The organism is Bradyrhizobium arachidis (genome assembly GCF_024758505.1).
GTDB lineage: Bacteria > Pseudomonadota > Alphaproteobacteria > Rhizobiales > Xanthobacteraceae > Bradyrhizobium > Bradyrhizobium manausense_C.
In genome coordinates, this window is sequence record NZ_CP077970.1 from 2,056,718 (window position 1) to 2,075,724 (window position 19,007).

Here is a 19,007-nt window from a genome sequence, read left to right on the forward strand (position 1 = left end):
GTTCAACCCTTAAGGCTTCGAACAAGCCTCCCAAAAACGAAAACCCCGCCATTTGCGGCGGGGTCCAGTCGGGAGGAGCGAGCCTCGTGAGGCTCGCGGCAGAAGGAAGCCTTAGGCCGGGATGCGCTCGTCGGCCTCGTGCGGCTCGCGCAGCACGTAGCCGCGGCCCCAGACGGTCTCGATGAAGTTGCGGCCTTCGGAGGCGTTCGCGAGCTTCTTGCGCAGCTTGCAGATGAAGACGTCGATGATCTTCAACTCGGGCTCGTCCATGCCGCCATAGAGATGGTTGAGGAACATTTCCTTGGTGAGGGTCGTGCCCTTGCGGAGCGAAAGCAGCTCCAGCATCTGATATTCCTTGCCGGTCAGATGCACGCGCTGGCCGCCGACTTCCACCGTCTTGGTGTCGAGGTTGACGACGAGGTCGCCGGTCTGGATGACCGACTGGGCGTGGCCCTTGGAGCGGCGCACGATCGCGTGGATGCGGGCCACCAGCTCGTCCTTGTGGAAGGGCTTGGTCATGTAGTCGTCGGCGCCGACGCCGAGACCCTTGACCTTGTCCTCGATGCCGGCGAGGCCGGAGAGGATCAAAATCGGTGTCTTGATCTTGGAGACCCGAAGCTGCTTGAGCACGTCGTAGCCGGACATGTCGGGCAGGTTGAGGTCGAGAAGGATAATGTCGTAATCGTATAGTTTACCGAGATCGACGCCCTCTTCCCCCAGGTCGGTCGTGTAAACGTTGAAGCTCTCAGACTTCAACATCAGCTCGATCGACTGCGCGACGGCGCTGTCATCTTCAATCAGCAAAACGCGCATGCCAGTTCCCCATAGTCGCCGCTCCGGGCGTCAGGTCGGCCGCATTCGCGGCACTCAACAAACGCCTTTGAACAACTGATTCGGATCCTGACTGGACATGGTTAACAAAGTCTGATTCCGGAACGCAAGTACCCGCGGTGCAATTTTTGTCGAATCGCCCTAAGATGTTGCGCAAGAAGCAGCTTTTGTCACCCAATCCCGTTCAAGTTCCACTTTAAGAGACGGGCCTAACCGACTCTTGCGACTCCCCTTCTTCTGAAGGGCAGAAGCTCAGTCACAAAGACAGTGACGCAATGATTAATGATGCGGGTAAACACGGAGTTAAGCGCCGTTCAGAAATATGGCGAAATTTAAGGGTTTCGCCATGAACGCTCCCTTGAAGGCAACTCTATGAAGGCTCTGGCCGAGCAGATCGGCGATATCGACGGCGTCAATATATACGGTCGCGTGGTCGGCGTGCGCGGCCTGATGGTCGAGGTCGCGGGCCCCATTCATGCGATGTCGGTTGGTGCGCGGCTCGTCATCGAGACCGGTGCCAGCCGTTCGATTCCCTGCGAGGTGATCGGCTTTTCCGGCAACAACGCTGTCGTGATGCCGTTCGCCGGACTCGAAGGCGTGCGGCGCGGCTGCAAGGCGGTGATCGCGAATGCCGCCAATCAGGTGCGGCCCAGCGCGGCCTGGCTCGGCCGTGTCGTCAACGCGCTGGGCGAGCCGATCGACGGCAAGGGGCCGTTGCCGCAGGGCCCGTCTCCGATGCCGTTCCGCAACGCGCCGCCGCCGGCGCATTCGCGGATGCGCGTGGGTGCGCCGCTCGATCTCGGCGTGCGCGCGATGAACACGTTCCTGACCTGCTGCCGCGGCCAGCGCATGGGCATCTTCGCAGGCTCCGGCGTCGGCAAGTCCGTGCTGCTCTCGATGCTCGCGCGCAACGTCGATGCCGCGGTCAGCGTCATCGGGCTGATCGGCGAACGCGGCCGCGAGGTGCAGGAATTCTTGCAGGACGATCTCGGCGAGGAAGGCCTCGCGCGGTCCGTCGTCGTCGTCGCGACCTCGGACGAGCCGGCGCTGATGCGCCGTCAGGCCGCCTATCTCACGCTCGCGGTCGCCGAATATTTCCGCGACGAGGATCAGGACGTGCTGTGCCTGATGGACTCGGTGACGCGGTTCGCCATGGCCCAGCGCGAGATCGGCCTGTCGGCCGGCGAGCCGCCGACCGCCAAGGGCTATACGCCGACCGTCTTCACCGAGCTGCCGAAGCTGTTGGAGCGCGCAGGTCCCGGCTTAAGCGTCGGCGCCATCACCGCGATCTTCACTGTGCTGGTCGATGGCGACGACCATAACGAGCCGATCGCCGACGCCGTGCGCGGCATCCTCGACGGCCACATCGTGATGCAGCGCTCGATCGCCGAGCGCGGCCGTTACCCGGCCATCAACATCCTGAAATCCGTCTCCCGCACCATGCCGAAATCGGCCGATCCCCAGTTCTGGCCGACCATCCAGAAGGCCCGGCAGGTGATGGCGACCTATGCCGACATGGAGGAGTTGATCCGGCTCGGGGCCTACCGGGCAGGCTCCAGCCCCGAGGTCGATGAGGCGATCCGGCTGCACGAGCCGCTGGAGGCCTTCCTGCGGCAGCGCAAGGACGAAAGTGCCTCGCTTGCCGACGGATACCGCCAATTGGCGCAAATCCTCAGCAATTTGGAAACGGAACGCTAACTTTGTCAGGCCATCATCCGCCCCACAGAGTAGCAAAGCCGGTCGGGCCCCAAATCGGGGATCTATGGGGGTCCGGTGTTGTCCCACGTGCAGCTAGGGGACTTCTGGGGAGTACGAGTCGATGAAGTCACGTGAAACGCTCATCCGCCTGAAGAAATTTCAGGTCGACGAGAAGCGCCGCAGGGTCGCCCAGATCGAAAGCATGATCGCTGATTTCCAGCGCATGTCGACCGATCTCGAGCGCGAAATCCTGACCGAGCAGGAGCGCGCCGGGATCAACGATCCCTCGCATTTCGCCTACCCGACCTATGCCAAGGCCGCGATCCAGCGCCGCGAGAACCTGACCCGCTCGGCCGACGAGCTCAGGGGTCAGCTCGAGGAGGCCAAGGCCGCGCTCGGCGAGGCCTTTGAGGAATTGAAGAAGGTCGAGCTCCTGGACGAGCGCGACCAGGCCCGCGAGCGCGCCGAAGAGAACGCCCGCGAACAGGCCGATCTCGACAGCATCGGCCTGATGCGCGCCCGCATGGGCGCCATCGCTTAAGAGCGCCGCAAGCCCACTAAGCTCCGCGAATTGCAAAGCCCGGACCCCAGAGGTCCGGGTTTTTGCATTTGATGTCCACAGTGTGGCCGTCCGCCCCCTTGGTGGCGGGCTTTGGCGCGCGCTATGGTAGCAAGTGACGGAGGGCCCCGCGGGAAACGCGGGGCAGGTGCGACTTCAGGTGCGGCTTGGGGGACTGAATGCTGACGCCAGCAGAGCTGGTCTGGCTGATCGCGGCGGTTGCGAAGGGCGACGAGGCGGCTTTCGAGCGCCTCTACGGCGCCACGCGCGCGAAACTCTACGGCGTCGTGCTCCGTATCTTGCGTCGACAGGATCTCGCAGAGGAGGTCGTCCAGGAGACTTACGTCAAGATCTGGAACAGCGCCGGCCAGTTCAATCCGGCTCTGTCGTCGCCGATCACGTGGATGGCGTCGATTGCCCGCAACCGTGCGATCGATCTGGTCCGCAAGAAGACAGAGTCGTCCATCGAGGATGAACCCTCCGCGATGGAAGTTGCCGCCGACAGCCCCGATCCGTTGGCGCGCCGGGAGATGACGGAGGAACTGAAGCGGCTCCTGGAATGCGTCGGCCGGCTCGAGCCGGACCGGCAGAAGCTCGTGCTTCTCGCCTATTACAACGGCTGGAGCCGCGAGCAACTGGCCGAGAAATTTGCCGCGCCGGTCAACACGGTGAAGACCTGGCTCCGGCGCAGCATGATGGATATCCGGGAGTGCCTTGGGCTTTAGGAGAACCTGGGCTTTAGGAGAACTTGGATTGTGAGTGATCTGGACTGGCATTGATGGCCTACACTGAAGACCATATCGCGCTCGCTGCAGAATATGCGCTCGGCACGCTGGATGCCGACGAGCGCGCGCAGGTCGAGACCATGATGGCGGTGGACAAGGAGTTCACCGCGATCGTGCACGCATGGGAATTCCGGCTCGGCGTGCTCAACCAGATGGTGGGCTCGGTCGAGCCGAGGCCGATCGTGTGGGAGAATATCAAGACCGCGATCGGACAGGCTGCGGCACCTCAGGAGCCGCTGGTGCTGCCGGAAGCGCCACCGCCTCCACCGCCGGTCGAACAGGTCCAGCCGGTCGAGCTGGACGCGATCCGCCAGGTCCCGATCGTCGACGATACCAACGTCGTCTATCTCGAAGGCCGCGTGAAGCGCTGGCGCAATATCGCCTCGGCCGTCGGCGCACTGGCGGCGGCGCTCCTGGTGATGCTCGCACTCCAGGTCTATCAGCCCGACGCGCTGCCGGGCGCGATCCGCCCCGCGCCGCGCATCCAGACGGTGGAGGTGAAGACGCCGGCCGCACCGCTCGCATCTGCTTCGCAATATGTCGCGCTGCTGCAGGGCCAGAGCGGCGGCCCCGCCTTCATTCTCACCATCGACGGTGCGAGCAAGAACTTTACCGTGCGCAAGGTCGGCGCGACGCCGGAGGCGGGCAAGAGCTACGAGCTCTGGCTGATCTCCGACAAGCTGCCGCGCCCGCGCTCGCTCGGCGTGATCGGGGCTGCCGATTTCACCGCACGGCCGGTGCTGTCGTCCTACGATTCCGACGTGATCAACGCCGCGACCTTTGCCGTCACCGTCGAGCCCGCCGGCGGCTCGCCCAGCGGCCAGCCGACCTCCGCGCCGGTGTTTTCCGGCAAGCTGATCGAGACCGTCCCGCCGTCCCAGCCGCAGGCACCGGCGAAAAAGTAGTTTCACGCATTTCACCCTCGTCCCGGCGAAAGGCCGGGACCCATACCGCGTGATCTATCGACATGCCTCAGGGCTAGTACCGCCCGCATAACCGAACCTTGTGGTTGTGGGTCCCGGCTTTCGCCGGGACGACATAGGGCGCCCTGTCGTCCCAGTCCATATTTTCCGTCGCCCGTGACAATCTCCGTCATTTGAACCTCTTCGCGTTTCGTTGCGTCAAATTCGCGCAATGAAGGGGCGAGAGATCATGCTGGATGCCACGCGAACACCGCGCATTTTCCACTACCAGTATACGGGCCTGCCGCGCGGGCAGGCCTTCGACGAATGGCGCGACCGGGCCTGCGGCCGTTGCGGATTGGACGTTGTGCCGAGCCGCGGCGACACGATCGAAAGCCGGCTCCAGATCAGCCTCGTCGGCAACATCACGCTCGCGATTCCGGAAGGCGCCTCAGCAAAATTCTCGCGCACCCGCGATGCGCTGTCCGATGGTTGCGATGATCTCGTGCTGATTGCCGCGCAGGCGGGCAATGTCCAGGTACAGCAGAACGGGCATGCGATCGAGCTCGCGCCGTCGCAGTTGGTGCTTGCCGACATGAGCGTTGCAGGCAGCGTCGGTCACACCGATGACGACCGCTTCACCAGCATCCGCATGCCGCGCAAGGCGCTGCTCGAGATCAATCCGCGCGTCGAAGACCGCCTTGCGCAGGTGCTCTCCGACGGTGCCGTTGCCGAGACGATTGCGCGATACCATGCGCTCGCCGCCAATCAAGGCCCATATCTCGATGCGGTCGGCCAGCGCCTCACCGCACAGCACATGGTCGATCTCGTCGGGCTCCTGCTCGGCACCGATGAAGAGCATGCCGCGCTCGCACGCGGGCGCGGCCAGGCCGCCGCGCGTCTCGATCTGATGCGCGCCGACGTGATGGCCGCGCTCGACCGCAACGATCTCAGTCTCGCCGGTGTCGCCTCGCGCTGCGGCCTGAGCCCACGCCAGGCGCAGCGCCTGTTCGAGCAGGCCGGCACGACCTTCACCGAATTCGTGCTCGAGCAACGCCTGCTGCTGGCGCGAAAACTGTTGCAGGATCCGCGCGCGCGGGCGCGCAAGATCAGCGACATCGCGCACTCGGCGGGCTTCTCCGATCTGTCTTATTTCAACCGCGCTTTCCGCAAGCGCTTCAGCGCGACGCCGTCCGACCTGCGCGACGTCAGGTAGACACGAGCGCAATCCTGCCGCGAGTAAGCGATCGGCGCACGCGCCTCGCGAAAATTTCGCGCAGTTGCGCTACCTTGTGCACGGGACCGTGCGCAAAGTCGTCGGCGACGAAACCATTTTGTCGCGTTGTGAAGACGACCTGAAACATTCACACTGTATCATCTGCGCGATTGCCAGAGCCGCGGTGCTATCAGCGGTGAATTGATTTTGCGAATTGCTCGCGGAAATTTTTCGAAGCTCGTTTTTCGACCAGATCATTGACGGTCACGCTGCCGTAGCCAGCTGCCGTAACCAGGAGGGTGTCATGGGCGGGATTCCTGTCCGGCCGTTTGCCCTGCTTGCATTTCTGATGCTGACAGCGCCGCACGCGTCGGCGCAATCCATGCAAGAGCCAACTCCAATTGCAACTCCGACCGCATCTCCAACCAATGTCGCGCTGGCAAACGGCAGCGCTTCCGCGCTCGAGCTGCGGTCTGCAAGGCCGCTCTCGCGCCGCGAGGAGGCGGCGCTGAGACCGAAGGATCGTTTCAGGGAATGCACGCACTGCCCGGAGATGATCGTCGTTCCCGACGGCGCGTTTACGATGGGCGCACATGCCGACGAGATCGGCAGCGCGGACGACGAGCGGCCGCAGCACCGGGTGGCGGTGCAGCGTTTCGGCGTCGGCCGTCATCCGGTGAGGACGGATGAATGGAAGGCTTGCGTCGCGGCGCGAGGCTGCAGCCACGAGGCGGGGCTGGTCGCGGGCCACGAAGGCGATCCCGTCGCCGGCATCCTGTGGGAGGAGGCGAGCGAATATGTGCAATGGCTGTCGCGCACCACCGGCCGGCCGTACCGGCTGTTGAGCGAGGCGGAGCGTGAATATGTCACGCGCGCCGGCACCATGACCGCATTCTGGTGGGGCGACATGGCCGATCTGCGCCAGGCTGACGCCGCAAGCGCCGATCTGATCGCCGATGTCGGGATCGTTGCCGCGATGAGCCTTGCCTCCACGCCGCAGGGTGCCAACCCGTTCGGCCTGTTCGGGGTTCATGGCGGCGTCTACGACTGGGTGGAGGATTGCTGGCATGACAATTATGTCGGTGCTCCCGCGGACGGCTCCGCCTGGATCGACGCCGATTGCCCAGGCCACGTCCTGCGCGGCGGCGCGGCCACCCGCGCGCTCCAGACCCGCCGCTCGGCTGCGCGAATCTGGTTTGGCTCCCCCAACCGCATGAGCTATATGAGCTTGCGCGTCGCGCGGACATTGGGGCGGTAGAGCGCGATCCGGTTTTCCGAAAAGATCACGCCCAAACGATGAGCCGGACGGACAGGGATGTCGCGTATCGTTGTGCTCGGAGCGGGGTTCGCGGGGCTGTGGGCGGCGATCGGGGCTGCACGCAAGCGCGATGAAGTCGGCGCAGCGGGGCGCGACGTCGAAATTCTCGTCGTCGACCGCAATCCCTATCACAACATCCGCGTCCGCAATTACGAAGTCGATCTCAGCGAAGTCGCAATCCCGCTCCGTGGGCTGCTCGATCCGGTCGGCGTGACCCATCGAATCGGCGAGGTCGAGACGATTGATCCGGCCAGGCGCCAGGTCTCGCTCGTCGGCGAAGGTGGCCAGGAGGTGCTGGCCTATGAACGCCTCGTGCTCGCGCTCGGCAGTGAAGTGCCGCGCCCCGATATTCCCGGTTTCGCGGATCACGCCTTCGACGTCGACACCTATGCGGCAGCGCTCCGGCTCGACAATCATCTCGCCTCGCTCGGCCGCAACGGGCCGGCGCCGGGGCAGAGCAACGTCGTGGTCGTCGGCGCCGGCTTCACTGGTATCGAGGTGGCGGCCGAGATGCCGGACAAGCTGCGGCGCGCCGGCATCGCCGGCAGCCACCGCATCATCCTGGTCGATCCGAACCCGGTGGTTGGGGCGACCATCGGCGACCACGCGCGTCCCGTCATCAAGGAAGCTTTGTCGTCGCTCGAGGTCGAGACGCGCCTCGGCGAACGTGTAACGGCGATCGAAGCCGCAGGCGTCAGCCTGAGCTCCGGCGAGTTCATTCCTGCGCAGACCGTGGTGTGGTGTGCCGGCATGCGGGCGAGCCCGCTTGCGGCTGGCCTGCGGGTCGAGCGCGATCGCTACGGCCGTCTCCTCGTCGATCCCTTCATGCGGGTCGCCGATCTCTCGCACGTCTTCGCCGCCGGCGACGTCGCTTCCAGCGTGGTCGACGGCCTGCATCCGACGGTGATGTCCTGCCAGTTCGCGCGCCCGATGGGTCGCTTCGCCGGCCACAACGTGGTGGCCGATCTCCTCGGCCTGCCGATGCTGCCGCTGCGGATCGACTGGTACGTCACCGTGCTCGATCTCGGCGCCTGGGGCGCGCTCTACACCGAAGGATGGGACCGCGAGGTTCGCACCAGCGGGCAGGCTGCGAAAGCGACCAAGCAGACCATCAACCACAAGCGCATCTATCCGCCGCTCACAGGCAGCAAGGAAGATTTATTCGCCGCTGCGGCGCCAACCGTGCAGGCTCCGCCGCCGACCTATGGGGCGGGGCTGGCGCCGCGGAAGCCGTAGCGCCTCATTCGATCACCTCGTCGGCGCTGGCCAGCAACGTTTGGGGCACGACGACGCCGATTTCCTGTGCCGTCTTCGCGTTGATCGACAGCTTGAAGCTCGTCGGCTGGCGGAAGGGCATCTCGGCCGGATTTTCGCCGTCCAATATCTGCGCAATCTGATCTCCGGCCTGCCGGAGCGCATCGTGCAGGTCGCGGTAATAGGCCATGAGGCCGCCTGCCACCGCAAGATCGCGAAACGGATACATCGCGGGCAGCCGCGTCCCGGCCGCGACGTCGATCAAGGCCTTGCTGTTCGAGAGGTGTTCAGGTTCATCCGACACCAAAAGAAGCTCGGCTCTTGCCGCTTCGATCTGAGCGACAGTTCGGGAATAGGCGGCGCCATTAAAGATGCTGCCAAGGTCAACATGAGTCAGCGCGAGCTTCAACAACTGCGCCGCCTCTCGCACCGCCGCAGCTTGAGGCTGCTTCCAGGCGGATGAGGATGCAAGATACACAAGCCGCGACGCATCCGGCCTTGTCTCGCGCAACAGGGATAATCGCTTGCCATGGAGGTCGATGCCCGCATCGATGGTGATGCCTGTCACGTTGCTACCGGGGCGCGCCAGACTGGCCGCGATGCCGGTGAGCAGGGGATCGCCCACGATGGTTACGATCGGGATGGTTCGCGTGGCGCCTTTCATCGCAAGCGTCATCGGATTGGCGGTGGTGAAAATGGCGTCCGGGTTGCTGCTTACGACGGTTCTGGCGATATCGGCATACCCATCCAATTGCCCTGCGCCCGAATAGCGCTCGATGACTAGATTCTGCCCCTCAACGAAACCGTGTTTGGCAAGTTGATCGTACAGCGTCAGGTAATATGAGCTGGTCTTCAGTTCCTCGATGGTGCGGCCGGGCGCGACGACTGCGATCCGGCGCTGTCGCTTCGACGGCTGGGCCTTCGCAACCGCGGGCCATGCACCAAGTGCGCCGGCGCTCCAGATGAGAAAGTCCCGCCTTCGCATCGGTTCACCCATCGTTTCGGAACGAGCCTAGCAAATACGGTTGAAGCGCGAGAGACCCCAGACATGAGAAAGCGCCCGTGGGGGGCGGGCGCTTTCTGTAGTCGACTTGGGGTTGGGGTCGTCTACATATCCACGTGGCAACTTTGGGGGGCTGGTAAAGAGCCGCGTGAATTCGTGAATTCCGTGAGATCTCCTAGCGTACCAATGACGCGTCCGAACTCGTGATCGCGACCGGCTTGCCGGCCTTGATGACGCGGGCAGTCTGGGTCAGGCCTTCGTCCGAACCCGTACGTGCCGTGAAGCCGAGGCCCGCCACTGCGATGCCAGCGATGAGCGCCACGACCACGATCTTGAGATGGGTCGAGCGATCCGCGCTGTAGATCGAGTGGTTCATGGAAGCCTCCTGCCGCCATCTACCCGAAGTAGTCGCCAGCCCGTTCAGGCAGGTTCATGCTTCCGGTGCCCAACAACTTAGTATTGGGCGGATTCGTTCCCAAGAGGCGATCACAAGGGCGTGATAGAACTTGAAAATTCGCGATCAGAAAATCGCGATTCTGAATATTTGTTAAGTTAGTTCAACCTATTAGGCCGATCATGCTGCTTCTCTGGGCAATTCGGCAGCCCGACCCCAAAAAGTCAAAAAGCAGTTGCCTGTGACCAAAAAACACACGGCTTTTTAAGACAAATCAGATGCTTCCGACGGTTTTCAGACGTGCCCGGGGGTGAATTTCAGCCTGCGACAGCACGGTGGTTTGGGCGCGGAACCGCTCGACCAGGGAGCGTACGAAGGGACGAATTGCCGCAGAGGTGACCAGCACCGGCGCCTCGCCCTCCCGGGCGGCGCGCTCGAACGCCTCGCGCACGCCGGTCATGAACTCCGACAGCTTCGAGGGCTGCATCGCGAGGCTGCGCTCCTCGCCCTGGCCGATGATCGATTCGGCAAACGCCTGCTCCCACTTCGCCGACAGTGCGATCAGCGGCAAATAGCCGTTGTAGGAGGTGTTCTGCGCGCAGATCTGGCGGGCGAGGCGGGCGCGGACATGCTCGACCATGGTCGCGGGGTTGCGCGAGAAGGCGAGCGAGTCGGCGATGCCTTCCAAAATGGTCGAGAGGTCGCGGATCGAGATGCGCTCGGCGAGTAACAGCTGCAGCACGCGCTGGATGCCGGAGATCGTCACCTGCCCAGGGACGATGTCCTTGACCAGTTCGCCCTGCTCCTTCGGCAACTCCTTGAGGAGCTTCTGCACCTCGCCGTAGGACAGCAGGTCCGACATGTTGGTCTTGAGCAGCTCGGTGAGGTGGGTCGAGAGCACGGTGGCGGCATCGACCACGGTGTAGCCCTTGAGCGAGGCCTCCTCCTTGAGGCTGGCATCAACCCAGGTCGCCGGCAGACCGAAGGTCGGCTCTGTCGTGTGGATGCCGGGCACCTGAACCTGGTTGCCGCCGGGGTCCATGACCATGAACTGGTTCGGCCAGATCTTGCCGGTGCCGGCGTCGACCTCCTTGATCTTGATGATGTAGGTGTTGGCCTCGAGCTGGACGTTGTCGAGGATGCGCACCGCCGGCATGACAAAACCCATCTCGATCGCGAGCGAGCGGCGCAGCGCCTTGATCTGCTCAGTGAGGCGGTCGGTGCCGTCGGGGCCGTTGACCAGCGGCAAGAGCGCATAGCCGAGCTCGATCTTGAGATCGTCGATCTTGAGCGCGGCCGAGATCGGCTCTTCCGCGGCGGCAGCGCCCGGTGCACCGGGCATGCCGGCTGCCGGCGCCGCGCTGGCGATTTCGGCGGCCTTGGCGGTGACCTGCTTGTGGTTGCGGGCCGACCAGGCCAGCGCGCCGGCGCCGGCACCCAGCGCGAGGAAGGGGATGGTCGGAATGCCCGGCAGCACCGCCAGCACAAGCATGACTGCCGACGACATCGCGAGCGCCTGCGGATAACCCGAGAACTGCTTCATCAGCGCCTTGTCGGCGGCGCCGGAGACGCCGGCCTTGGAGACCAGAAGGCCCGCGGCAGTCGAGACGATCAGGGCCGGCACCTGGGTGACCAGGCCGTCACCGACGGTCAGCAGCGTGTAGCTGCGCCCCGCGTCGGCGAAGGAGAGGCCCTGTTGCGCCACGCCGATGATCATGCCGCCGACGATGTTGATGAAGACGATGAGGAGACCGGCGATGGCGTCGCCGCGGACGAATTTCGAGGCACCGTCCATGGCGCCGAAGAAGCCGCTCTCGTCCTCCAGCGCCTTGCGCCGCTCCTTGGCGACCTTCTCGTCGATCAGGCCGGCCGACAGGTCGGCGTCGATCGCCATCTGCTTGCCGGGCATGGCATCGAGGTGGAAGCGGGCGGCGACTTCGGCGATGCGGCCCGAACCCTTGGTGATGACGACGAAGTTGACGATGACCAGGATGGCAAAGACGATGATGCCGATGACGAAATTGCCGCCCATCACGAAGTTGCCGAAGGCTTCGATGACGTGACCGGCGGCCGCCGTGCCCTCGTGTCCGTGCGACAGGATCAGGCGGGTGGAGGCCATGTTGAGCGACAGCCTGAGCATCGTCGAGATGAGCAGGATGGTCGGGAAGGCGGAGAATTCCAGCGGCGCCTGGATGAACAGCGAGGTCATCAGAATCAGGATCGAGAGCGTGATCGAGATCGCCAGGAACAGGTCGAGCACGATCGAGGGCAGCGGCAGGATCAGCACCACCAGGATGGTGAGGATGCCGAGCGCCAGCGCGATGTCGCCGCGCTTGAGGATGTTGCCGATCTCGGTGAGGGAGGGGATGCCGGGTTTGGAGGGGCCGACCCCCGCGGTGACGTCGACCATGGTTGCTGCTTCCCCCCGCGTATTCCGCCCACGCGCGCCAAACGTCTGCGCGGCGGCCGATGGGCCGCCGTTCCGAAAGTGAGGCACCGCACTGGCGTCCACGGGGGTTCTCCCGTTCTACGCGGCCGACGACACTCGACTTCACCCGGCAATTTTTGCCCGGTGTATGGTTAGCAAAGGGTTAACGGGGGGTGTTTGAAGGGGGTGAATCGGCGACTTGGCCGCACCCCAACGTCATTCCGGGGCGATGCAACGGGACCGCGCGAGCGCGGCCCGGGGCATCGAACCCGGAATCTCGAGATTCCGGGTCTGGTCCTTCGGACCATCCCGGAATGACGGTGGTCGTAGCGAGAGGATCGGCCTACTTCGCCTTCTGAATCCTCGTCACAGTATACCCCGACGCCGCCTCCTCGGCCTCGAACGTGACCTTGTCGCCGACCTTCACCTGCTTGAGCATTGCGGGATCCTTGACGCGGTAGACCATGGTCATGGGCTCGTCCATGCCGAGGCTCTTGGCGGGACCGTGCCTGAGCGTGAGCTTGCCGGCGCTCTCGTCGATCTTCTTGACCTCGCCGCTGATCGTGTCCTGCGCGGCGACGGCGCTTTCGGTCAAGCCCAGGGAAAAGTTGAACGTGAGCGCGAGCACCGCGACGATGCGAATCATGTTGTTCATGGGTCTCTCCTTCATTTCACGGTGACGCGGCCGACCATGCCGTAGTCGCGATGGTCGGGGATCAGGCAGGAAAACTCGAACGTGCCGGTCTTGGTGAATTTCCAGACGATCTCGGCGCTCTTGCTCGGCGCGAGCCGCACGCCGTTCGGTTCGTCGTGCTCCATGTGCGGGTGCCTCTTCATCACCTCGGCGTGCTTCAAGTTTTCCTTCGTCGTGGCAAGCAGGAATTCGTGGTCTTCCCTGCCGACGTTGCGCACGATGAAGCGGATCTGCTCGCCGCGTTTCACCTCGATCTTCGACGGTTCGTAAGTCATCTCGCTCATCGCGATCTCGACAGTGCGCGCCGGCTTTTTGGGATCGCCGGGCTCGCCGGCCGAATAGGATTGATGGTTGTGACTCTCGTGCGCGCATGCGGGCGTGGCGAGGACCACAAGCGCGCGCAGCGCGAGCGTGAGGGTGGTGAACGTCTTCATCTTCTTCTCCGGTTGGGGGATCGAAACACTGGGTTACATCTTCATCTTCTTCATCGGCGCCTTCGCCGGCTCCGCCGCGGGCGCATCGATCTCGTAGGCAACGGTGCCCTTCGGGAATTGGTAGGGGCCGGGATCGCGATAATCGTCACGCGCGAGCCCCTCGCGGATCTTCATCACCGTGAACATGCCGCCCATCTCGATCGGACCGAACTGCCCGTCGCCCGTCATCATGGGCAGCGTGTTGTCGGGCGCGGGCATCTCCATGGTGCCCATCGCCATGCCCTTCTCGCCCATCACCATCGCGTCGGGCGCGAGCTTGCCGACCGCCTTCGCGAGATCCTTGCGCGACACGCCGATGAGATTGCGCATGTCGTGGCCCATCGCGTTCATGGTGTGATGCGATTTGTGGCAGTGGAACGCCCAGTCGCCGGGATTGTCGGCGAGAACGTCGAACACGCGCACTGCGCCGACCGGCACGTCGGTGGTCGTCTCCGGATATTGCGCGCTCTCCGGGATCCAGCCGCCATCAGTGCAGGTCACTGCAAAGGCGTGACCGTGCAGATGGATCGGATGGTTGGTCATGCTGAGATTGCCGATGCGCACGCGCACTTTGTCGCCGAGCCGCACCGGCAGGGGATCGATGCCGGGGAACACCCGCGCGTTCCAGGCCCACATGTTGAAGTCGGTCATCTCATTGACCTTCGGCAAATAAGTGCCGGGATCGACGCGATAGGTGCTCATCACGAAGACAAAGTCGCGATCGACCGCGCGAAAACCCGGGTCGCGCGGGTGCACGACGACCATGCCCATCATGCCCATCGCCATCTGCACCATCTCGTCGGAATGCGGGTGGTACATGAAGGTCCCGCTCTTCTTCATCTCGAACTCGTAGACGAAGGTCTTTCCGGGCTGGATGTGCGGCTGCGTCAGTCCGCCGACGCCGTCCATGCCGCTCGGAATGATCATGCCGTGCCAATGCACCGTGGTGTATTCGGGCAGTTTGTTGGTGACGAAGACGCGGACCTTGTCGCCTTCGACGGCTTCAATGGTCGGCCCAGGCGACTGGCCGTTGTAGCCCCAGAGATTGACCTTCATGCCTTCCGCGAATTCGCGCACCACGGGCTCGGCGACGAGATGGAATTCCTTCCAGTCGCCGTTCATGCGGAAGGGCAGGCTCCAGCCGTTGAGCGTGACCACGGGGCGATAATCCGGCCCGCTCGCCGGCTGCAGCGGCGGCTGCATCGTGACCTTGTCCATATGTGCGGCTTCCGGAATGGATGCGGCCTGGGCGCGGCCGCTGATTGCGCTTGCACCTGCAAAGGCCGCGCTTCCCAAAAATCCTCGGCGAGAAAACATGTCTGCCTCCGTTCAGTGGCCGCCGGCAGGGGCTGCCGCGGCGGTGGTTGTGGCGTTGTCGGCTGTTGCGGCAGGCGAGCCGCCGCCATTCACGGCCGTCTGAAGCTCGGACTGCGCCAGCCAGAATTTTTGCTTGGCGTCGATGGCGCCGCGCAGCGAGGCGAGACGCTGCCGGGCTTCGGTGAGCAGCGCAAAAATGTCCACCTGCATGCTGGAGAAGCGGAGCTGCATCTCCTCGGTGATGATCTTGCGCAAGGGCAGGATCTCGCGCTGGTAGTGGCTCGCGATGTCCCAGGTCGATCGGTAGACCCGATAAGCATCCCGCGCCTCCGAGCGCACATTGACTGCACGCTCGGTCAGGCGGTTGAAGGCGAGGTTGTAGGTCTCGACCGACTGGCGGACGCGTACCTCGCCGCCGTCGAAGATCGGGATCTGGAACTGGACGTCGAATCCGCGTTCGCGGAACGGCGTGCTATCGGGATCCCTCGTGCGGCGGTCGATGCCGGCGAGATCGAGCAAGGTCACGAAGCGTGTCGCCTCGGTCAGGTTTTGCGCCTTTGCGAGCGCCGTCAGCTCGAGCCGCGCGATCTGCAGATCGATGCGATGCGCGACCGCGTCGACCTCGATCGAGGGCAGTGACAACGGCCGTCGCGGCAGCGCCGGCAATTGGTTGGCAAGACGGAAGTCGAGCCCGCCGTCCCAAAGCCCCATCAGACGCGCAAGCCGCTCGCGCGCGCTCGTCGCCGCCTGCCGCGCCGTCGCGAGATCGGCGGTGGTCTCGGCATAGAAGACCTGCTCGCGAGCCTGATCGAGCTTGTTGATCGATCCGGTCTCGCCGAGCTTGACCGCAAGCTGTGCCGTCGACTCGGCGGTCGATTTCGCATCGGTAAGCAGCACCACCATCTCGTTGGCGCCGACCGCACGGAAGTAGCTGCGCCGTACATCGGCGGCGAGCCGCAGCGTCGCCAGTGCCGCGCGCAACTGCGCTTGCCGGAAACGGTCACGCGCGATGTCGGAGCGGAACGGCAGCGTCGCCAACGCTAGGATGTCGCCCACGACCTGCCGCTCGATCTCGCTCGCGCCATTGCCAGCGATCCGCGAGACCGAGAACACCGGGTTGGGCGGCAGGCTGTCAGCGACGAGATCGGTTTCGGCCAGCGCGAGCTCGTTATAAGCCGCCTGCAGGCCCTTGTTGTTGAGAAGCGCGATCTGAACTGCGGCATCGGCGCTCAGCGTTCGCGCTAGCAGGCGGCGAACGTTGTCATTGACGGTTTCGGCGCCCTCAGCCGAACGGACGAAAGCGACGTCCTTCTTGATGGCCTGCGCGGTCAGCTCGGACACCGCCGTCATGCCGGCATCCGGCGAGAACGCGGCGCAGCCGGAGAGACCGAGCGCTGCGAGGACGAGCAGGCATCGCGTGAGCGTGTGGACCATCTTGTCGCTCATGGCGCGCTCCTACCGGTCCTGCTTTTGCGGCGTGACGCTGTCATTGCGCTCGCGCCAGGGCGCGGGCGTTGCAGGCCGCAGGCTGCTGTAAGGTGCGATCGTCGAGCGGTAGCCGACGCGCTTAACCGGCGCCGCTGGGTCGGCGGGATCGGCCTGCGCGAGCGGCGCCGTCGTCGCGGGCATGCAGCCCGACAACGCGATCGCGATGGTGGCCAGAACCGGCCAATGGAATCCAACGTGCCGGCTGCGCGCCGATTGAACGGCGGCGGGCCTCGCCTCGAAAAGCGTGGTCATGAATCGTCCCTGATCTGTCTGAAAACCATGGGCACGCGCGCGCAAAAGCGCGCACCGCCGCACGTCATGAGGTCAGGTCAGGCGATGGGAGGGCGGTAGAGGAGGGGAGGCGTCGCGTCGTGCACGAGCGAGGCGACCTCGGGGGTGCAGACCGACACTGGCTGAACCGGCTTGGCAATGCTCGGAAGATCGGCCGGAAGTGCGGTTGCGCACATCATCGCGCAACAGGGCCCGGGCGCGGTCTTGCCGTCGTGCTGATGCGGAACCGGCGCCTCCGGTGCGTTCGCATGGTAATGCGCATGGAGTCCCGCGTGATCGTGTGCCGAATCGCCGTGCATGTGCGTTGCATCGGCGTGGTGCTCGTGAATCACCGCCGCAACCTGCGTATCATCGTTCAGGCATGGCGCGGCGTTCCCCGTCGCCAACGCGGCAGCGGGCGCCAGTACGCAGAACAGATAGGCGGCTGCAACCAGCCACCCCATCCGAATCCGCATCGATCGCGTCAATCGTGAAAACATCCGCCCAAACAGCTCATTGCACGGCAATCGTGCACGCGCATCTTGCAAGGTAATCGCAAAGCGAGATTTCGCCAAGCAATTCTTACTGCAGTGCACCGCGCATGCCTATTATCGCGTCATGATGCTTGACCACAAGGCTGTCAGCGAAGAAGTTCGCGACCGTGCACGCACCAAATCATCCCGGACAACGACCATCTGCTTTCACCCCTGACTCGCGTCAGGCCTGGGTGCGGCTCGTCATCGCACTGCTGATCGGCTCGATCGGTGCAGTCGGCATGTGGGCGGTGGTGGTCGTGATTCCCGTGGTGCAGGCCGAATTCGGCGCCACGCGCGGGGCGGTGTCGCTGGCCTTCACAATGATGATGTTCGGCTTCGGTCTTGGCGGTGTCATCACCGGCCGGATCACCGATCGCGTCGGCATCGTGCCGGCGATGGCGATCAGCATCGCTTTCCTCGGCGTCGCCAACGTGCTGGCTGGGCTATCCACCATGCTGTGGCAGTTCGTGGCGGTGTATTTTTTGATCGGGCTCGGCACGTCGGCGACGTTCGCGCCGCTGATGGCGGAGGCCTCCCACTGGTTCGAGCGCTATCGCGGATTGGCCGTCACCATCGTGGCGAGCGGCAACTATGTCGCGGGCGCGATGTGGCCGCCGATCGTGAATTTTGGCATGGAAACCGTCGGCTGGCGCATGACCCATATTTGGATCGGCATCGTCTGCGCGAGCCTGATGGCGATCCTGGTGGTGCTGCTGCGTGCCCAGATGGGCGACGATCAGGTGCGCAATCACGCCAATGCGCCGCCGCCGCGCGTCGATCTCAACCTCTCCACCAACACGCTCACCGTGCTGCTCTCGATCTCGAGCATCTCGTGCTGCGTGGCGATGTCGATGCCGCAGGTTCACATCGTCGCCTATTGCGGCGATCTCGGTTACGGCGTGGCGCGCGGCGCCGAAATGCTGTCGCTGATGATGGGCTGCGGGATCGTCAGCCGGATCGGCTCGGGCTTCCTCGCCGACAAGGTCGGCGGCATGCGCACGCTGCTGATCGGGTCGATCGCGCAGTGCTTTGCGCTGGTGTTCTATCTGTTCTTCGACGGCCTCACCTCGCTCTACCTGATCTCCGCGATGTTCGGCCTGTTCCAGGGGGGCATCGTGCCGAGTTACGCCATCATCGTGCGCGAGGCGATGCCGGCAAGCCAGGCTGCGACGCGGGTCGGCATCGTGATCTTCGCCTCGGTGTTCGGCATGTCCTTTGGCGGCTGGATCTCGGGCGTGATCTTTGATGCCACCGGCTCCTATGCCGCGGCCTTCGCCAACGGCGTCGCCTGGAACGCCATCAACATCGCCATCGTCGTTATGCTTCTGATCCGGGCGCGAATGAATACGGTGCGGACCGGCCGGGGCTTCGCGACGCCCTAAACCGACTGTCCCGCCTTCAACAACGAGCAGCCCGTGATCTTGTAGCTGCCGTCGCCCTGGAGCTCGAGCGTGTAGAGTGCGACCCAGGCTTCACCCTTGTCGTCGACGATGTTGACGCGCTGGGCGATCCAGGTGCCGTCGACCTTGCTGTCGCCGAACTCAAAGCTCCTGTGACGGTAAACCGGCGCGTAGGAGTTTTGCACCATGGAGAGGAAGATGTCGGCCGCCGGGAAGATCTGCTTGATCGCGGGTGCGGCATGGGAATAGGCGGCCGCGGCGTCGTCGCGGCCGAACGCCTGCTCCTGGGCGCGGATCACGCCTTGCGCGGCTGCGATGTCGTCGGCCGCGAGTGCGGATGCACCGCCGAGCAACACAAAGATCAGGACAAGGAGCGCACGCATGGCAAAACCTCGCTGGTGGTCCCGGCCAAGCAAGATTATCGCCACGCGGACGCCCAGG

19 protein-coding genes are annotated in these 19,007 nt (G+C 64.2%); 8 read left to right on the forward strand and 11 right to left on the reverse strand.

Going from position 1 to position 19,007, the window contains the following annotated elements; genetic code table 11:
- Positions 1-111: 111 nt before the first annotated feature.
- Complete coding sequence (gene ctrA, locus KUF59_RS09130) at positions 112-813, reverse strand: response regulator transcription factor CtrA (RefSeq protein ID WP_016848562.1); 702 nt, start codon at positions 811-813, stop codon at positions 112-114.
- Positions 814-1,203: 390 nt separating this feature from the next.
- Here ctrA and fliI point away from each other — a divergent pair, with 390 nt between their 5' ends.
- The 7 genes from fliI (at position 1,204) to KUF59_RS09165 (ending at position 8,545) form a co-directional block, all read left to right on the forward strand.
- The gene (fliI, locus tag KUF59_RS09135; protein WP_212462431.1) at positions 1,204-2,529 is read left to right on the forward strand and encodes a flagellar protein export ATPase FliI; all 1,326 of its coding nucleotides are present in this window, start codon (positions 1,204-1,206) and stop codon (positions 2,527-2,529) included.
- A gap of 121 nt (positions 2,530-2,650) precedes the next feature.
- Positions 2,651-3,070: a flagellar export protein FliJ gene (gene fliJ / locus KUF59_RS09140; RefSeq protein ID WP_212462430.1), complete on the forward strand. Its 420-nt coding sequence runs from the start codon at positions 2,651-2,653 to the stop codon at positions 3,068-3,070.
- Positions 3,071-3,267: 197 nt separating this feature from the next.
- Complete coding sequence (locus KUF59_RS09145; RefSeq protein ID WP_212462429.1) at positions 3,268-3,813, forward strand: sigma-70 family RNA polymerase sigma factor; 546 nt, start codon at positions 3,268-3,270, stop codon at positions 3,811-3,813.
- Between the two features lie 53 nt (positions 3,814-3,866).
- Positions 3,867-4,778 (forward strand): anti-sigma factor, encoded by a 912-nt coding sequence (locus KUF59_RS09150; protein WP_212462428.1) that lies wholly within the window; start codon positions 3,867-3,869, stop codon positions 4,776-4,778.
- Positions 4,779-5,025: 247 nt separating this feature from the next.
- A complete protein-coding gene (locus KUF59_RS09155; RefSeq protein WP_249141006.1) occupies positions 5,026-5,991 on the forward strand; it encodes a helix-turn-helix transcriptional regulator in 966 nt (321 codons plus the stop codon).
- 304 nt (positions 5,992-6,295) lie between these two features.
- Positions 6,296-7,249, forward strand: a complete 954-nt coding sequence (locus KUF59_RS09160; RefSeq protein ID WP_212462427.1) for a formylglycine-generating enzyme family protein — start codon at positions 6,296-6,298, stop codon at positions 7,247-7,249.
- A 57-nt stretch (positions 7,250-7,306) separates the two neighbouring features.
- Positions 7,307-8,545 (forward strand): NAD(P)/FAD-dependent oxidoreductase, encoded by a 1,239-nt coding sequence (locus KUF59_RS09165; protein WP_212462426.1) that lies wholly within the window; start codon positions 7,307-7,309, stop codon positions 8,543-8,545.
- Between the two features lie 4 nt (positions 8,546-8,549).
- Here KUF59_RS09165 and KUF59_RS09170 read toward each other — a convergent pair whose 3' ends face one another.
- The 9 genes from KUF59_RS09170 to KUF59_RS09210 form a co-directional block, all read right to left on the reverse strand.
- A complete protein-coding gene (locus tag KUF59_RS09170; RefSeq protein ID WP_212462425.1) occupies positions 8,550-9,560 on the reverse strand; it encodes an ABC transporter substrate-binding protein in 1,011 nt (336 codons plus the stop codon).
- A 181-nt stretch (positions 9,561-9,741) separates the two neighbouring features.
- A complete protein-coding gene (locus KUF59_RS09175) occupies positions 9,742-9,942 on the reverse strand; it encodes a hypothetical protein (protein ID WP_212462424.1) in 201 nt (66 codons plus the stop codon).
- A 292-nt stretch (positions 9,943-10,234) separates the two neighbouring features.
- The gene (gene flhA / locus KUF59_RS09180) at positions 10,235-12,370 is read right to left on the reverse strand and encodes a flagellar biosynthesis protein FlhA (RefSeq protein ID WP_212462423.1); all 2,136 of its coding nucleotides are present in this window, start codon (positions 12,368-12,370) and stop codon (positions 10,235-10,237) included.
- 361 nt (positions 12,371-12,731) lie between these two features.
- Positions 12,732-13,043, reverse strand: coding sequence for a copper-binding protein (locus KUF59_RS09185; RefSeq protein ID WP_212462422.1), 312 nt, complete (start codon positions 13,041-13,043; stop codon positions 12,732-12,734).
- An 11-nt stretch (positions 13,044-13,054) separates the two neighbouring features.
- On the reverse strand, positions 13,055-13,516 hold the full coding sequence (locus KUF59_RS09190; protein WP_212462421.1) for a cupredoxin domain-containing protein: 462 nt from the start codon (positions 13,514-13,516) through the stop codon (positions 13,055-13,057).
- A 33-nt stretch (positions 13,517-13,549) separates the two neighbouring features.
- On the reverse strand, positions 13,550-14,872 hold the full coding sequence (locus tag KUF59_RS09195) for a copper oxidase (RefSeq protein WP_212462420.1): 1,323 nt from the start codon (positions 14,870-14,872) through the stop codon (positions 13,550-13,552).
- Between the two features lie 12 nt (positions 14,873-14,884).
- Complete coding sequence (locus tag KUF59_RS09200) at positions 14,885-16,318, reverse strand: TolC family protein (RefSeq protein WP_408918088.1); 1,434 nt, start codon at positions 16,316-16,318, stop codon at positions 14,885-14,887.
- Positions 16,319-16,327: 9 nt separating this feature from the next.
- A complete protein-coding gene (locus KUF59_RS09205) occupies positions 16,328-16,612 on the reverse strand; it encodes a hypothetical protein (protein ID WP_212462419.1) in 285 nt (94 codons plus the stop codon).
- 77 nt (positions 16,613-16,689) lie between these two features.
- A complete protein-coding gene (locus tag KUF59_RS09210; protein WP_249141005.1) occupies positions 16,690-17,205 on the reverse strand; it encodes a hypothetical protein in 516 nt (171 codons plus the stop codon).
- 152 nt (positions 17,206-17,357) lie between these two features.
- Here KUF59_RS09210 and KUF59_RS09215 point away from each other — a divergent pair, with 152 nt between their 5' ends.
- Positions 17,358-18,548, forward strand: coding sequence for an MFS transporter (locus KUF59_RS09215; RefSeq protein ID WP_309501002.1), 1,191 nt, complete (start codon positions 17,358-17,360; stop codon positions 18,546-18,548).
- Here KUF59_RS09215 and KUF59_RS09220 read toward each other — a convergent pair.
- Positions 18,545-18,949 carry a DUF4864 domain-containing protein gene (locus KUF59_RS09220; protein ID WP_212462417.1) on the reverse strand — a complete coding sequence of 135 codons (405 nt, stop codon included), beginning with the start codon at positions 18,947-18,949 and terminating at the stop codon, positions 18,545-18,547. The genes KUF59_RS09215 and KUF59_RS09220 overlap by 4 nt on opposite strands.
- Positions 18,950-19,007: the final 58 nt, after the last annotated feature.

Excerpts from the sequence above, each read along its gene's own strand:
- ctrA (WP_016848562.1), bottom strand. The coding sequence starts at position 813 with ATGCGCGTTTTGCTGATTGAAGATGACAGCGCCGTCGCGCAGTCGATC.
- fliI (WP_212462431.1), top strand. The coding sequence starts at position 1,204 with ATGAAGGCTCTGGCCGAGCAGATCGGCGATATCGACGGCGTCAATATA.
- fliJ (WP_212462430.1), top strand. The coding sequence starts at position 2,651 with ATGAAGTCACGTGAAACGCTCATCCGCCTGAAGAAATTTCAGGTCGAC.
- KUF59_RS09145 (WP_212462429.1), top strand. The coding sequence starts at position 3,268 with ATGCTGACGCCAGCAGAGCTGGTCTGGCTGATCGCGGCGGTTGCGAAG.
- KUF59_RS09150 (WP_212462428.1), top strand. The coding sequence starts at position 3,867 with ATGGCCTACACTGAAGACCATATCGCGCTCGCTGCAGAATATGCGCTC.
- KUF59_RS09155 (WP_249141006.1), top strand. The coding sequence starts at position 5,026 with ATGCTGGATGCCACGCGAACACCGCGCATTTTCCACTACCAGTATACG.
- KUF59_RS09160 (WP_212462427.1), top strand. The coding sequence starts at position 6,296 with ATGGGCGGGATTCCTGTCCGGCCGTTTGCCCTGCTTGCATTTCTGATG.
- KUF59_RS09165 (WP_212462426.1), top strand. The coding sequence starts at position 7,307 with ATGTCGCGTATCGTTGTGCTCGGAGCGGGGTTCGCGGGGCTGTGGGCG.
- KUF59_RS09170 (WP_212462425.1), bottom strand. The coding sequence starts at position 9,560 with ATGGGTGAACCGATGCGAAGGCGGGACTTTCTCATCTGGAGCGCCGGC.
- KUF59_RS09175 (WP_212462424.1), bottom strand. The coding sequence starts at position 9,942 with ATGAACCACTCGATCTACAGCGCGGATCGCTCGACCCATCTCAAGATC.
- flhA (WP_212462423.1), bottom strand. The coding sequence starts at position 12,370 with ATGGTCGACGTCACCGCGGGGGTCGGCCCCTCCAAACCCGGCATCCCC.
- KUF59_RS09185 (WP_212462422.1), bottom strand. The coding sequence starts at position 13,043 with ATGAACAACATGATTCGCATCGTCGCGGTGCTCGCGCTCACGTTCAAC.
- KUF59_RS09190 (WP_212462421.1), bottom strand. The coding sequence starts at position 13,516 with ATGAAGACGTTCACCACCCTCACGCTCGCGCTGCGCGCGCTTGTGGTC.
- KUF59_RS09195 (WP_212462420.1), bottom strand. The coding sequence starts at position 14,872 with ATGTTTTCTCGCCGAGGATTTTTGGGAAGCGCGGCCTTTGCAGGTGCA.
- KUF59_RS09200 (WP_408918088.1), bottom strand. The coding sequence starts at position 16,318 with ATGAGCGACAAGATGGTCCACACGCTCACGCGATGCCTGCTCGTCCTC.
- KUF59_RS09205 (WP_212462419.1), bottom strand. The coding sequence starts at position 16,612 with ATGACCACGCTTTTCGAGGCGAGGCCCGCCGCCGTTCAATCGGCGCGC.
- KUF59_RS09220 (WP_212462417.1), bottom strand. The coding sequence starts at position 18,949 with ATGCGTGCGCTCCTTGTCCTGATCTTTGTGTTGCTCGGCGGTGCATCC.